This is a genomic window from Flavobacterium sp. YO64 (assembly GCF_004119505.1).
In the GTDB taxonomy this organism is placed as follows: Bacteria; Bacteroidota; Bacteroidia; order Flavobacteriales; family Flavobacteriaceae; genus Flavobacterium; species Flavobacterium oncorhynchi.
Map to the genome: position 1 here is coordinate 20,126 of NZ_NRQV01000007.1, position 13,938 is coordinate 34,063.

General features: G+C 35.0%; 11 protein-coding genes. 10 read left to right on the plus strand and 1 reads right to left on the minus strand.

The annotated features are described in order from the left end of the window. Positions 1 to 13: 13 nt before the first annotated feature. The 10 genes from BOW57_RS06675 to BOW57_RS06715 all read left to right on the plus strand — a co-directional run bounded on the left by BOW57_RS06675 (position 14) and on the right by BOW57_RS06715 (position 11,863). On the plus strand, positions 14 to 1,477 hold the full coding sequence (locus tag BOW57_RS06675; protein ID WP_089054870.1) for a RagB/SusD family nutrient uptake outer membrane protein: 1,464 nt from the start codon (positions 14 to 16) through the stop codon (positions 1,475 to 1,477). 93 nt (positions 1,478 to 1,570) lie between these two features. Beyond that, the gene (locus tag BOW57_RS06680) at positions 1,571 to 2,491 is read left to right on the plus strand and encodes a dihydrodipicolinate synthase family protein (protein WP_129053479.1); all 921 of its coding nucleotides are present in this window, start codon (positions 1,571 to 1,573) and stop codon (positions 2,489 to 2,491) included. Between the two features lie 29 nt (positions 2,492 to 2,520). Next, entirely contained in the window at positions 2,521 to 2,787 is a 267-nt protein-coding gene (locus BOW57_RS20775; RefSeq protein ID WP_206734734.1) for a hypothetical protein, read from the plus strand. 47 nt (positions 2,788 to 2,834) lie between these two features. Continuing rightward, a complete protein-coding gene (locus tag BOW57_RS06685) occupies positions 2,835 to 3,692 on the plus strand; it encodes a galactose oxidase (protein ID WP_206734735.1) in 858 nt (285 codons plus the stop codon). 66 nt (positions 3,693 to 3,758) lie between these two features. Continuing rightward, positions 3,759 to 5,000 (plus strand): MFS transporter, encoded by a 1,242-nt coding sequence (locus BOW57_RS06690; RefSeq protein WP_129053480.1) that lies wholly within the window; start codon positions 3,759 to 3,761, stop codon positions 4,998 to 5,000. Positions 5,001 to 5,130: 130 nt separating this feature from the next. Next, a complete protein-coding gene (locus BOW57_RS06695) occupies positions 5,131 to 7,236 on the plus strand; it encodes a GDSL-type esterase/lipase family protein (protein WP_129053481.1) in 2,106 nt (701 codons plus the stop codon). A gap of 108 nt (positions 7,237 to 7,344) precedes the next feature. Beyond that, on the plus strand, positions 7,345 to 8,529 hold the full coding sequence (locus tag BOW57_RS06700; RefSeq protein WP_129053482.1) for an AGE family epimerase/isomerase: 1,185 nt from the start codon (positions 7,345 to 7,347) through the stop codon (positions 8,527 to 8,529). An 83-nt stretch (positions 8,530 to 8,612) separates the two neighbouring features. Continuing rightward, positions 8,613 to 9,755 (plus strand): exo-alpha-sialidase, encoded by a 1,143-nt coding sequence (locus BOW57_RS06705; RefSeq protein WP_129053483.1) that lies wholly within the window; start codon positions 8,613 to 8,615, stop codon positions 9,753 to 9,755. A gap of 46 nt (positions 9,756 to 9,801) precedes the next feature. Beyond that, positions 9,802 to 10,941, plus strand: coding sequence for an N-acetylglucosamine-6-phosphate deacetylase (nagA, locus tag BOW57_RS06710; protein ID WP_129053484.1), 1,140 nt, complete (start codon positions 9,802 to 9,804; stop codon positions 10,939 to 10,941). 1 nt (position 10,942) lies between these two features. Beyond that, positions 10,943 to 11,863 (plus strand): DMT family transporter, encoded by a 921-nt coding sequence (locus BOW57_RS06715; protein ID WP_129053485.1) that lies wholly within the window; start codon positions 10,943 to 10,945, stop codon positions 11,861 to 11,863. 156 nt (positions 11,864 to 12,019) lie between these two features. Here BOW57_RS06715 and BOW57_RS06720 read toward each other — a convergent pair whose 3' ends face one another. After that, positions 12,020 to 13,639, minus strand: a complete 1,620-nt coding sequence (locus BOW57_RS06720; protein WP_129053486.1) for an arylsulfatase — start codon at positions 13,637 to 13,639, stop codon at positions 12,020 to 12,022. Between the last annotated feature and the right edge of the window lie 299 nt (positions 13,640 to 13,938).

Consider the following 13,938-nt stretch of genomic DNA (forward strand, 5'->3'; position numbering starts at 1 on the left):
TAATACTAAAATCATGAAAAAGAAATTTCTTTTATATACAATACTATTCGCTGGTCTTTCATTATTCACCTCGTGTCAGGATGAATTAGAACTAACCTCTGATAGTGTAATTACTTCTGATAGTTTTTGGAAAACAGAAGACGACGCAAAAGCTGGTGTAAACGGTATGTATGTTAACTTCAGAATCCAAACACAACAAAACTATTATCTTCTTGGAGGTGCAAGAAGTGCCGAAATAACTGGCGGAGTTCAATCTCCATTAACATTAGCAAATTATTACAATAACAATCTTACGCCGCAAAACATCGACGTAGATTGGGCAGGATTGTACACTACAATACATCAGGCAAATTTGATTTTAAAGTATGTACCGCAAATTCAATTTAGTCCAAGTACCGCAAAAGAGCAAAAAAGATACCTTGCACAAGCGTATACAATGCGTGCTTTATGCTACTTTATTATGGCGCGTTCGTGGGGCGGTGTTCCAATTGTTACAGAACCAACGGAAAACACAAATCAATCGCAATACATAATTCCTCGTAATACAATCCAAGAAACATTTGCATTTATTAAATCAGATCTAGACAAAGCAATTGCAAATTTTCCTGATACAGCGATTAACACAACGCAATTAGCAATGCCTTCAGTTCAAGCCTTAAAAGCTGATGTTTATTTGTGGACAGCGAAACAATTGGGCGGAGGAACGGCAGATTTAAATACAGCTTTAGCCGCTGTCAATGCAATACCAGGAACTCCAACTTTATTGCCTAACTTTAAAGATGTTTTTGCGTATGATAAAAAAGGAAATGCCGAAGTGCTTTTTGCTGTTCGTTATTCCCTAGCAGATTTACCATCTTCATTGTCTGACAACTGGAATCAATTTATGTTTGTTGGACCAAGTGATTTTGCTCCATTAACGGCAGCGCAGGCAACTGCAGTTTTTGGAACCTTAGGAACTGGAGCTGGTAATGCAGGAATCTCGAGAGTTCAACCTGATATTACAAGATTCAACTTTGCTGCTTCAGATACCAGAAAAGCAGCAACTTATTTAACTTTATACAATGGTACAACTCCTGTTGTTACAGGAATGGTTAAATATAATGGAACGGTTGACGGCACAATTAGACGATTTGTAAGTGATATTATTATATACCGCTGGGCTGATGTTTTATTAATGAAAGCTGAAATTAAAAACGCTTTAGGTCAAGATCCATCAACAGAAATGAATTTGGTTATGAAAAGAGCTGATGCAACGGCGTCTTTCACAAACGGTTCACAAACTGCAAATGATGATTTAATTTTAAAAGAACGTTTAAAAGAATTGGCTTTTGAAGGTAAATCATGGTGGGATTTAGTTCGTTTTAACAAAACAAGCTTAGTGCCATCTATGACAGCTGGTAAAGAAGTTCTGTTCCCAATCTCTCAGAATACCATTAATTTCAATCCAAAAATTGTTCAAAACCCGCTAAGTAAATAACATTTTAAAATACAAGTTTAAAATCAGGCTGAGAATCATAAAAGTTCACAGCCTGATTACAACAAAACACATCAATAATAAAAAAATACAATCATGAAAATTGAACATTTACAAGGTCTTATTGCTGCTCCTTTTACTCCGTTTGACGGCAGCGGAAAACTAGATTTAAGCTTGATTCCTCCTTATTACTCTTTCTTAAAAAGAAACGGAGTTACCGGCGCATTCATTATTGGTTCAACTGGAGAAGGTGTTTCTATTTCGCTTGAAGAAAAGAAAGCTGTTGCGCAGGCTTGGGCTGATTGCTCAAATCACGATGCTGATTTTAAAGTAATGGTTTTTCTTGGCGGAACTTCGCTTACGGACTGCATCGAATTAGCAAAACACTCTTATGAAATTGGTTTATATGCAGTTTCTATAACTGCACCATTTTATTTCAAACCATCAAGCGTTGATACCTTGGCAGAAATTTGTATTAAAGTTGGAGAAAGTGTTCCAAATATGCCTTTGTACTACTATCATATTCCAGTATTAACAGGAGTAAATATTGCAATGTATGATTTAGTTCGAGCCTTAGATGGAAAACTGCCAAACTTTGCGGGCGTGAAGTATACACATGAAGATTTCATGGATTTTCAAAGCTGTATGAGTTATGCTGATGGAAAGTTTGATATGCTTTGGGGACGTGACGAAAATATGCTTTCTGCATTAGTTTTAGGTGCAAAAGGTGCTGTAGGAAGTACTTTTAACTACGCTGCTCCATTATACTATGATTTAATCGACGCTTTTAATGCAAACGATTTGGTTAAGGCTCGCAAACTGCAGCAAAAATCTATTGATATGATTCGTTTCTTAGGGAAATACGGCGGAATTTCTGTTGGAAAAGCCTATATGAAATTGGTTGGACATAATTTAGGCGAATTTAGATTACCCGTTAAAAATATGAGCGCAGCACAATTTGAGTTATTCCTAAAAGATGTTGAAGGTTTAAATTTTGATGAATTTAAATCAAAATAATTAAGTTCGTTTTTCTAAAACAAGCCTTTATGAATACTATATTTTCTTCTCTAATTTTTACCTTTTTTATGATGTCAACAACAATAAGTTCTGCGCAAAAAACAACTATAAAAAGCGTCGAATGGCAAAAAGCCGCGCAATTACAAAATGAAGACGGAAGTTTGTCTCTAGGTTTTGCAGGTCCGATTAACGGAGTTTATAATGACGTTTTTATTACGGCTGGCGGAGCAAATTTTCCTGATAAAATGCCTTGGGAAGGAGGAAAAAAAAGTATTCGAAAAAAATTCATGTTTTAGAAAAAAGCAAAGATCAATATCAATGGAATAAGAAAAATTCCATTTCATTGCTAGAACCAATTGCTTATGCTGGAAGTACGTCAACAAGTCTTGGAATTGTGTATGTGGGAGGTGAAAACGAAAATGGACTTTCTAAAAAAGCATATCTTTTAAAATGGAACAGCAAACGAAATGAAATTGAACTAAAATCACTGCCCGATTTTCCAATCGCTGTAACCAATATTGCTCTGACTAATTTAGATAATGTAGTATATGCAATTGGTGGAGACGAAGCTTCAAAATCATCTGATTTAGTTTTTAGTATTGATTTAAATACTGCTGAACCACAATGGAAATCATTACCAAAATTGCCTTTTGCTTTAGCAAATGCAGTTGCAGTAGTTCAGAGAGATAAAAACGAAAATAACATTTATATCATTGGCGGAAGAACAAAAACACCATCAGGAATAAGTGATTTACACAATACTACATTGGCTTTTAATTTAAAAAGTCAAACTTGGAAAAGTAAAGCTATAATTACTGACGGTAAAAACACAACGAATTTTTCTGCAGGTGCTGGTGTCGCATTTGGGAATCAATACATTTTGATGACCGGCGGAGATAACGGAACTACTTTTCATAAAATCGAAACGTATTTATCGCAAATTTCAAAAGCTTCTTCAGAGGAAGAAAAATCAAAGCTTATTGCAGAAAAAAACATATTAAATACAACACATAAAGGTTTTTACAATGCTATTTTACTTTACAACACACAAACAAATAAATGGTCAAAAATTGGAGAACTTCCCTTTCTTGCACATGTAACCACACCGGCAGTGTTATGGAACAATAAAATTGTTTTATCAAATGGGGAAATCAAACCCGGAATACGCACGCCGGATGTTATGATAGGAAATATCAAATAATGTAACAATCTTAAAACCTATTAGATTTACCAAAACACAATCAAAAAATAAACCATATTAAAAGAAATGAAAAACTCTAAATATTATCCTTGGTTAGTAGTCGCCTTACTTTGGATTGTAGCCTTACTAAACTACATGGACAGGCAGATGCTTGCTACTATGAGACCATCGATGGAAAATGATATTCCAGAATTGGTGTCTGGTGAAAACTTTGGACGATTAATGGCTATTTTTCTTTGGATTTATGCTTTAATGAGTCCAATTTCAGGAATTATTGCTGATAAGTTAAACAGAAAATGGCTTATTATAGGCAGTTTGTTTGTTTGGTCTGCTGTAACATATGCAATGGGTTATGCCACAACCTACAATCAAATTTATTGGCTGCGAGCTCTTATGGGTGTGAGTGAAGCATTATACATTCCTGCTGGTTTATCTTTAATTGCCGATTTTCATCAGCAAAAAACGAGATCACTTGCCATTGGTATTCATATGACAGGTTTATATGTAGGTTCAGCATTGGGTGGTTTTGGTGCGACAATCGCCGCTAAATTCTCTTGGCACACTACTTTTCATCACTTTGGTATCGTGGGTATTGTTTATTCATTTCTATTAGTTTTTTTATTAAGTGAGAAAAAAGTCGAAACTAAAACTTTTGACCCTGAGTTTAATAAAACACATGAAAAAGATTCATTGTTCAAAGGTCTGGCGTTATTATTTACCAATATTTCGTTTTGGGTAATTCTGTTTTATTTTGCCATTATAAGTTTACCGGGTTGGGCAACTAAAAACTGGCTTCCTACCCTATTCTCGGACAACTTAGGTATTTCAATGGATCAGGCTGGACCTTTAGCAACAATTACCATTTCATTTTCATCATTATTAGGTGTTCTATTTGGAGGTATTTTATCAGACAAATGGGTTCAAAAAAATATAAAAGGAAGAGTTTATACCAGTGCCATAGGTTTAAGTTTAACAATTCCAGCATTAATGTTAATTGGTTTTGGACATTCTTTATGGCATGTGGTTGGGGCGGTTTTATGTTTTGGTATAGGATACGGAATGTTCGATGCTAATAATATGCCCATTATCTGTCAGTTTGTTTCTTCAAAACACAGAGCAACCGCTTATGGTGTTTTGAATATGACAGGAGTTGCCTGCGGTGCATTGGTTACGTCATTGTTAGGTAAATCAGCCGATACCGGCAGCTTAGGTTATGGTTTTTCCTTAATGGCCGGTGTCGTTCTGATTGCATTAATCGCTCAAATCAGTTTTTTACGCCCCAAAGTAAATGATTTTGCCGATGCCTAAAACGTAACGTAATCCCATAATTTATTTATCCTGAAAATTAATTAGTTGGCTTTTGGTTTTATAAGTCAGGGCGGAGCCTTGCGCTCTGCCCAGCTTATAATGTATTAAGTTTTAAAATTTTAGTTAGAAAATGAGAATACTAAATCGAAATTTACTCTTGCTCGCCTTGCTTTTTTTTGTGCTCGTTCACACTAAAATAAATGCGCAGCAAAATACTGTAAAAGTTGCCTGTATCGGAGATTCTGTTACAGCTGGATATCTTCTAGCCAATTCAAAAACAGAATCATATCCGTCGCAGCTCCAAATTTTGCTGGGTAATAAATTTGAAGTTCTAAATTTTGGACACAGCGGTGCAACACTCTTAAAAAAAGGCAGTAAACCTTATTACAAAACAGAAGAATGTGACAAAGCTATCGCTTACAAACCAGATATCGCCATTATTCATTTAGGTTTAAACGATACCGATCCTAGAAACTGGCCGAATTACAGAGAAGATTTTAATGCTGATTATTCTTGGATTATTGATACGTTAAAAAAACAAAATCCAAAAGTAAAAATTTACATCTGCCGCATGACACCCATTTTTAATGAACACAATCGTTTTAAATCGGGAACTCGAGATTGGTTTTGGCAGATTCAGGAACATATCTCTGAGATTGCAATCGCAAATAATGTAAAACTCATTGATCTACATGAAAAATTATACAATCGTCCAGATCTTTTTCCAGATGCTTTACATCCAACAAAAGAAGGCGCAGCAATCTTAGCGCAGACTGTTTATGAAAATATCTCTCAGAATTTTGGAGGTTTAAAACTTGGTCCCGTTTTTAGCGATAATATGATACTCCAACGTGAACAGCCAATTGTAATTTACGGAAACGCAAATGGAGGCAGTAAAGTTGAAGTACTTTTTGACAATCAAAAAGAAATCGTATCCACAAATGAATATGGAAAATGGAAAGCAGTTTTTCCTGCAATGAAATCTGGAGGAACACATCAAATTAAAATTTCATCAGAAAAGAAAAGTATTGTTTTAAAGAATATTTTAATTGGAGATATTTGGTTTTGCTCGGGACAATCGAATATGGCGTTTCCACTGAAAAACGCCGAAAACGGAACTTCAGTCATTAAAAATGCGCAAAACAATACCACATTACGTCTCTTAAATTTTGAAGTCCTTCGAGAAACAGATGAAAAAGCTTGGGACTCTACAGTTTTAGAAAAAACCAATCAATTGCAATACTTTTCAGGAAAATGGAAAGTCTGCGATTCTATAAGTGCTAAAAACTTCTCTGCAATTGCCTTTTATTTTGGTCAAAATATTACAAGAGAAGAAAATGTACCAATTGGCTTAATCGAAGTTGCAGTTGGCGGATCTCCTATAGAATCCTGGATAGACAGACATACTTTAGAACATGACGATAAAGTTGTAGATGTTTTGACCAATTGGCGAAAATCTGATTTTATAATGCCTTGGGTGAGATCACGTGCAGATGAAAATTTAAAAAATGCTGTAAACCCAAAACAACGTCATCCCTACGCACCAAGTTACAACTATGAGGCAGGAGTTGCACAATTTACAGAATTTCCCATAAAAGGATTTCTGTGGTATCAAGGTGAAAGCAACGCTCATAATATTGAATTATACCAACATTTAATGCCTGTAATGGTTCAAAGCTGGCGAAAAGCTTGGGGAGCTTCCCTGCCCTTTTATTACGTGCAATTATCAAGCATCGATCGTCCGTCTTGGCCCTCATTTAGAGATATGCAAAACAGAATTCAGAAAGAAATTCCAAACAGCGGTATGGCGGTGAGTATGGATTTTGGCGATTCGACAAATGTACATCCGATAAGGAAAAAACAAATTGGAGACAGACTGGCTCTTCTTGCCTTAAAATATACTTATGGAAAAAACATAATTGCGGAGGGTCCAGCTGTTTTAAAAGCGATACAAAAAGGAGATGTAATTCTAATTTCTTTTTCAAATGCAAAACAATTACAAACTGCAGAAAAAAAGGAATTAATCGGTTTTGAATTAGTAACCGAAAAAGGAAATAGAATGGAATGTAAAGCTGAAATAGTCAATAATCAAGTTGAAATTACTATTCCAAAAGCCGAAAAGATTAAAACAGTCTTATATGCTTGGAAACCTTATACAAAAGCCAATTTGGTAAATGAGGAAAATTTGCCTTGCTCGACTTTTCAAACAGAACTAATTTCTTCAAACACAAATTAGAATACATCTCCCACAATATATAAAACGTATCCAAAATACAGTACAAATAGTAAAACATAGTAAATCAAAGCCTAACGACATCGATGGGTATAAAAAAATACTTAAAAAATGAGCTATACAACAACAGACCTGATAGATTTAAAAGATTTTTATCAGAAGCAATTACTTAAAAACACAATTCCTTTCTGGTTTCCTCGCTCTATTGACGCTGTTCATGGCGGTTATTTGTTAATGCGAAATCAAACGGGTGAATTAATAGATGATGATAAATCGGTTTGGTTTCAAGGACGCACGGCTTGGCTACTTTCAACACTTTATAATACAATTGAACCTAAACAAGAATGGCTGAACGGTGCAAAATCTGGTATCGATTTTATAAACAAACATTGTTTTGATACGGATGGAAGAATGTTTTTTCATGTAACGCGCGATGGAAGTCCTATTCGTAAACGCCGTTATTATTTTTCTGAGACTTTCGCTGTTATCGCAATGAGTGCTTATGCAAAAGCCAGCGGTGATGAAAAAGTGGCTGAACAAGCACGTCATTTATTTGGAGAATGCATTAAATATGCCACTACACCGGGATTATTAGAACCTAAATATACTGCTGTACGTCCGGCAAAAGGAATTGGTTCTCCAATGATTATGATAAATACTGCACAACAGATAAGAGAAACAATTGGCGACCCTAGATGTGATGAATGGATTACTAAATGGATTGCTGAAATCGAAAATGATTTTGTCAAACACGATATTGAATGCGTGATGGAACAGGTTGCGCCAGACGGTTCTATTATTGATCATATTGACGGACGAACTTTGAATCCGGGACATGCTATTGAAGGTGCATGGTTTATCCTGCATGAAGCAAAATACAGAAATAATGATCCGCATTTAATTGAATTGGGATGTAAAATGCTTGATTATATGTGGGAACGTGGCTGGGATAAAGAACATGGAGGAATTTTGTATTTTCTTGATGTATATGGTAATCCTGTACAGGAATATTGGCAGGATATGAAATTCTGGTGGCCTCATAATGAAGTAATTATTGCCACGCTTCTCGCCTACACTATGACTGGAAATGAAAAATATGCAAAATGGCATAAAATGATCCATGACTACTCTTACAGTAAATTTCATGATAAAGAAAACGGAGAATGGTTTGGTTATCTGCATCGAGACGGAAGCGTTGCGCAAACTGCAAAAGGAAATCTTTATAAAGGACCTTTTCATTTACCACGTCAAGAATGGTACTGTCTGCAGCTTCTAAATGAAACTTTAAACCAATAATTTAGATATATTAGCAACAACAATTCGAATTAGATTGAATGTTTCTGAAATACAAAACCTAAAAATCTATTTTTATTTTAATTATGAAAAAATATTTCACATTACTATTATTAACTTCTGCAACAATTATTTATGCTCAGAAGGACACTTATAAAATTGCAGATGGCGTAATCACCAGTCAGGATTTATTTAATAAATCAATGGTAAAAGACGTTTCCTGTTTTCGGATTCCATCTATAGTTACGGCTCCAAATGGCGATTTAATTGCTGCTATTGACGAACGTGTTCCTTCGTGCGGCGATTTAAAATGGAGCAAAGACATTAATATCGTTATTCGCAGAAGCGCTGATAATGGAAAAACATGGTCGGAGATTGAAAAGGTAGCCGATTTTCCTTTCGGGCAATCTGCATCAGATCCTTCGATGATTGTTGACAAACAAACTAATGAAATCTTTTTGTTCTATAATTTTATGGATTTAGATAAGGAAAAAGATGTTTATTATCTGCATGTTGTAAAAAGCAGTGACAATGGTAAAACTTGGAGTAAAGCTCAAGATATTACGAGTCAAATTGCAAAACCAGAATGGCATAAGGATTTTAAGTTTATAACTTCTGGACGCGGAATACAAACAAAAAACGGAAAGTTATTACATACTTTAGTAAATTTAACAAGCGGCTTGTATATTTTTGGAAGTAATGATCATGGAAAAACATGGTTTTTTATTGACACACCTATAAAACCTGCTGACGAATCAAAAATTATAGAATTGGCTGATGGAAACTGGATGGTTAATGCAAGAGTAAATAAAGGCGGAATGCGATATGTCCATACTTCTACAGATGAGGGAAAAACATGGAGTACTAAACCAGAACCTAAATTAATAGATCCGGGCTGTAATGCCGAGATTATTCGATACACAGCTAAAGCTGATGGTTTTGATAAAAATAGAATTCTGTTTTCGAATGCTAAAATGGAAAAGGACAGAAAGAATTTAACGGTTCGTATTAGTTATGATGAAGGAAAAACATGGACAGAAGGAAAAACTATATATGGCGGCGGATCGGCTTATTCGTCTCTTACAATACTTGAAAATGGAGATATTGGGGTATTTTTTGAGAAAGATGATTATACTCAAAATACTTTTGTAAGCTTCTCATTAAAATGGCTTACAGATGGAAAAGACAATTATAAAAAACCTTCTAAAAAAGGAAAATTAAAGAAATAAGAAACTATTCAGAATTTATTGGGCAGTTTAATTTACAGATAAAACAATGAAACAAGCTATTGTTAATGCTATTGTGCATACGGGTGAGGAAATAATTGATAACGGAGTGATTATCGTAGAAAACGGAGTTATTCTTTCGGTTCAAAAGGAGATTCCTAACGATATACCTCAACTCGATTTAAAAGGAAAGCATATAGCAGCAGGATTTATAGATATTCAGATAAACGGAGGTGAAAAACTTTATTTCAGCCAGACGCCTACTGAAGAAACGATTCAGGATATTTATGATTCAAGTTTAAAATACGGTACAACTCATGTTTTACCTTGTTTAATTTCATCTTCTAAAGAAACTATTCTACAGGGAATTGAAGCGACTCGAAATTACATTAACAAACACAATAATGGTGTAATTGGAATGCATTTAGAAGGTCCGTTTCTAAATCCGTTAAAACGCGGCGCACACAGTATCGATCAGCTTCGTAAACCAACAAATAGTGAGCTTGAAGAAATTATTAGATACGGAAAAGATGTGATAAAAGTTATTACAATTGCACCTGAATGTTTTACTGACGAGCAATTGAATATGCTTTTAGAAAGCGGCATTACAATTTCGGCAGGGCATTCTACAATAGGTTATAAAGAAGCACAGCATTATTTTTCAAAAGGCATAAACCTTGTAACACATTTGTTTAATGCAATGACTCAATTTGGTCATCGCGAACCTGGATTAGTTGGTGCTGTTTTTGAGAATGAGAATGTTTATGCTCCCGTTATTTTAGACGGTGCACACTGTGATTATGCTGCTGCGAGATTAGCTTATAAACTAAAACAAGAGAAATTCTTTTTGATCAGTGATGCTACCTTTTTAGGACGAAAAGTAGAAAATTTTAAATGGGATAATTTTGATGCTCATCTTGAAAATGGCTTCTATAGAAATGACGAAGGTAATTTGGCTGGAGCTACAATCTCAATGTTAGAAGCAGTTCAAAATGCTTATAATCATTTAAATGTTTCTGTAGATGAAGCTGTAAAAATGGGAACGACACGTGTTGCAAATGCGATAGGTTTAGGAGATAAATTCGGAAAAATAAAAACGGGCTTTCCGGCAAGTTTTGTTCAATTCAATGCTGATTTATCCAATATAGAAACGCTTAATTTTTCTAAAACCTCAACGGCAGTTTTATAAAATGGTTAAAGAAAAACTGCTTCCGATTACTGCTAAAATCAAGGAATTTAAAATCATTTTTGCTGGAATATTATTTGCCTTTCTGTGGGCATCAGCATCGACCGCTACCAAAATAGGTCTTCATGCAGCACAGCCTTTTGTGATTTCAATTTTTAGATTTATAATAGCCGGAAGCATTATGCTTTTTATTTCTCATATTTTAATGGCGAAACGACTGCCTCAAAAAAAAGAGTGGATTCAAATTAGTATTTACGGTTTGTTTAATATTACTTTTTATTTAGGTTTATATGTTGTCGCCATGCAGAAAGTATCTGCCGGTTTAGGGAGTTTGGCTGTTGCGACTAATCCTGTTTTTATTGTTTTGATCTCGGCGATTTGGTTATCTCATAAAATTAAAATTAAAAACATACTTAGTTTGTTTCTTTGTTTTATTGGTGTGTTTTTAGCGGCATATCCATTATTGCAAAGCAGTTTTGCAACTCCCGGCGGCATACTTATTTTAGTTGCTAGTATGATTGCTTATTCATTAGGCACAATTTATTACTCTAAACAAAACTGGAACGGATTACACATTCTTACCATTAATGGGTGGCAAACCATTATTGGAGCTGTGTTTCTGATTCCAGTATTATGGATTACCTATCGATCTGATCAAAATGTTTTTAACAGTGATTTTTGGTTTTCGACTTCGTGGCTGGCCATTGCTGTTTCTATCGGAGCAGTTCAGTTTTGGTTGTATTTATTAAAAATTAATCCCATAAAAGCTTCTTACTGGCTATTTTTATGTCCTATTTTTGGTTTTCTAATTGCCTATTTTATGGTAAATGAACCGCTTACTTTGTATACTCTTTTTGGGGTAATCTTTGTAATAATAGGATTGTATACCAGCCTTTCTATCGATAGAAAAAAAACACATAAGTAAACTACAATTAAATTGATTTTTTGAAGAAGAGAAAAGCCTTTTTAGCCACAACTTTAAAGGCTTTCTTTTTTTACATATTGTCACGCAGTTGATTTTATTCCATAAAAAAAGCCCGACGTAAATCGGGCTTGGTAATATAAAGTAAGATAGAATTATTTAGTTTTTTGGATCGACACTCAAAGCCGGCATCGACAACTGCTTGCTATTTAGTAATTGCTTAGCCTGCTCAATAGTTCTGTATTTACCAATTTCCATTGGTCCTCCATACGAGCCGCTTTGTTGTGGTCTAGGAGGTATTGCAGCGTACGTTTTCATCAGTTCAAGAATAACTTGATCAAAAATTACCATTGTCCATGTTTTTTCTGTAAAACTGTTCATGAAAAGATCGTAACGTTCTTGAGGATCCTGCCATAAATCATATACAGCGGGAACAGTTGCTACATAAGTTTGATCTCCTCTCCAGCCTAGTTGTTGTCCCGGCATATCACTTCCTGCCTGCGCACCATTATCTCCACGTGTATTAAATACTGCTTTCCATTTTCCGATACGTGCGGCTCCAGGAGATAACTCGTTTTCTGTAAAATAAAACCATCTGTCACGAAGTGGTTTTCCTTTTTTGAATAAAACATTCGACATATCATAACTGTCAAAAACCATTGGTTTACCTTCTCTATCATTTTTAGGCAGTTCAACTCCTGCAAGACTTGCGAAGGTTGCCATCAAATCTAAACCTCCAACGATGTCATGACTTTGGCTTCCTGCTTCAATTTGACCCGGCCACCATGCAATTGCTGGAACTCGGCTTCCTCCTTCTCTATCAGTTCCTTTTGATCCTCTAAATGGCGTATATCCAGAATCTGGATGAACATCCTGCCATGCTCCGTTATCAACTGTATAAATTACAATGGTATTATCTGCAATTCCAAGCTGACGAATCTTATCCATAATTCGTCCAACATTATAATCCATTTCTACAACAGCGTCACCATATTTGCTTTTGGCTGGTGATTTTCCTTTAAATTGCTTAGAAGGTAAATTTGGCTGGTGATTTTTAGCAAAATTGATACACATAAAAAATGGATCTTTTGATTTTCCATATTCATCAAGCTGTTTTAGATTATTATCTACCATATTTATATCCAGTTCAGCAATATTTTCTTCTGTTACAGGACCTGTATCACGTGCTGGTTTTCCAGCTTCTCCCTCAAGAATACCTTTAGTCGCTTTTTTTATAAAATCAGAAATTTCAGGAGCCATATCTGGATTCCATGAAGGAAAACAATACGTATAAGCATTTAAGTGATATAAAACCACATTTTGCATTTTATCAAAACCATGCGCAATTGGCATCGCATAATCTGCTTCACCCAAATGCCATTTTCCAGAAAAGTATGTTTTGTAATTTGCCTTTTTCAAAATAGATGCCAATGTCCATTCAGCAGCAGGGAGCCCGCCTCCTTCACCTTGAAAAGCAACAGTCGTCATACCGCTTCTGTTTGGAATTCTACCAGTAATCATCGCAGCTCTTCCCGGAGTACAACTTGGCTGTCCATAAAACGACCAAAACTGCATGCCTTCCTTAGCCATCCTGTCTAAATTTGGAGTTGGCATTCCACGGCCAACACCGCCGCCATAAACTCCTAGATCTCCCCAGCCTGTATCATCAGAAATTACCATGATGATATTTGGCTTCTTTTTAGTTTGTGCTTGGATAACTCCAATCGAAGCTATGCAGAACAAACATGCAAAAAATATTCGTAAGGCATTTTTTTTCATAGTTTAAAATTTTAAAGGATTATAATTTATAAATGAAATTGTATGGGAATACGTTTTAATTATATGCGGAAGACTTTGTGCAGATAATTGATTCTCAAATTTAGATATTAATAAAAGTCTCTATAAGGAAATACTTCATAATAATGTTTCAAATTATAAAATGCAACCAATTTCTTAATTCACTTAAAAAAGTACACATAAATATCAGCCTTAAGCTGAGTTATAAATCAATCTTACACACAATTATAAAACACAAAAATACCAAAACACAACATATCAATTAATTACAAAACAAAAAC

Coding starts and splice junctions, on each gene's coding strand:
- BOW57_RS06695 (WP_129053481.1), top strand. CDS start 5,131: ATGAGAATACTAAATCGAAATTTACTCTTGCTCGCCTTGCTTTTTTTT.
- nagA (WP_129053484.1), top strand. CDS start 9,802: ATGAAACAAGCTATTGTTAATGCTATTGTGCATACGGGTGAGGAAATA.
- BOW57_RS06700 (WP_129053482.1), top strand. CDS start 7,345: ATGAGCTATACAACAACAGACCTGATAGATTTAAAAGATTTTTATCAG.
- BOW57_RS06715 (WP_129053485.1), top strand. CDS start 10,943: ATGGTTAAAGAAAAACTGCTTCCGATTACTGCTAAAATCAAGGAATTT.
- BOW57_RS06720 (WP_129053486.1), bottom strand. CDS start 13,639: ATGAAAAAAAATGCCTTACGAATATTTTTTGCATGTTTGTTCTGCATA.
- BOW57_RS06680 (WP_129053479.1), top strand. CDS start 1,571: ATGAAAATTGAACATTTACAAGGTCTTATTGCTGCTCCTTTTACTCCG.
- BOW57_RS06675 (WP_089054870.1), top strand. CDS start 14: ATGAAAAAGAAATTTCTTTTATATACAATACTATTCGCTGGTCTTTCA.
- BOW57_RS20775 (WP_206734734.1), top strand. CDS start 2,521: ATGAATACTATATTTTCTTCTCTAATTTTTACCTTTTTTATGATGTCA.
- BOW57_RS06690 (WP_129053480.1), top strand. CDS start 3,759: ATGAAAAACTCTAAATATTATCCTTGGTTAGTAGTCGCCTTACTTTGG.
- BOW57_RS06705 (WP_129053483.1), top strand. CDS start 8,613: ATGAAAAAATATTTCACATTACTATTATTAACTTCTGCAACAATTATT.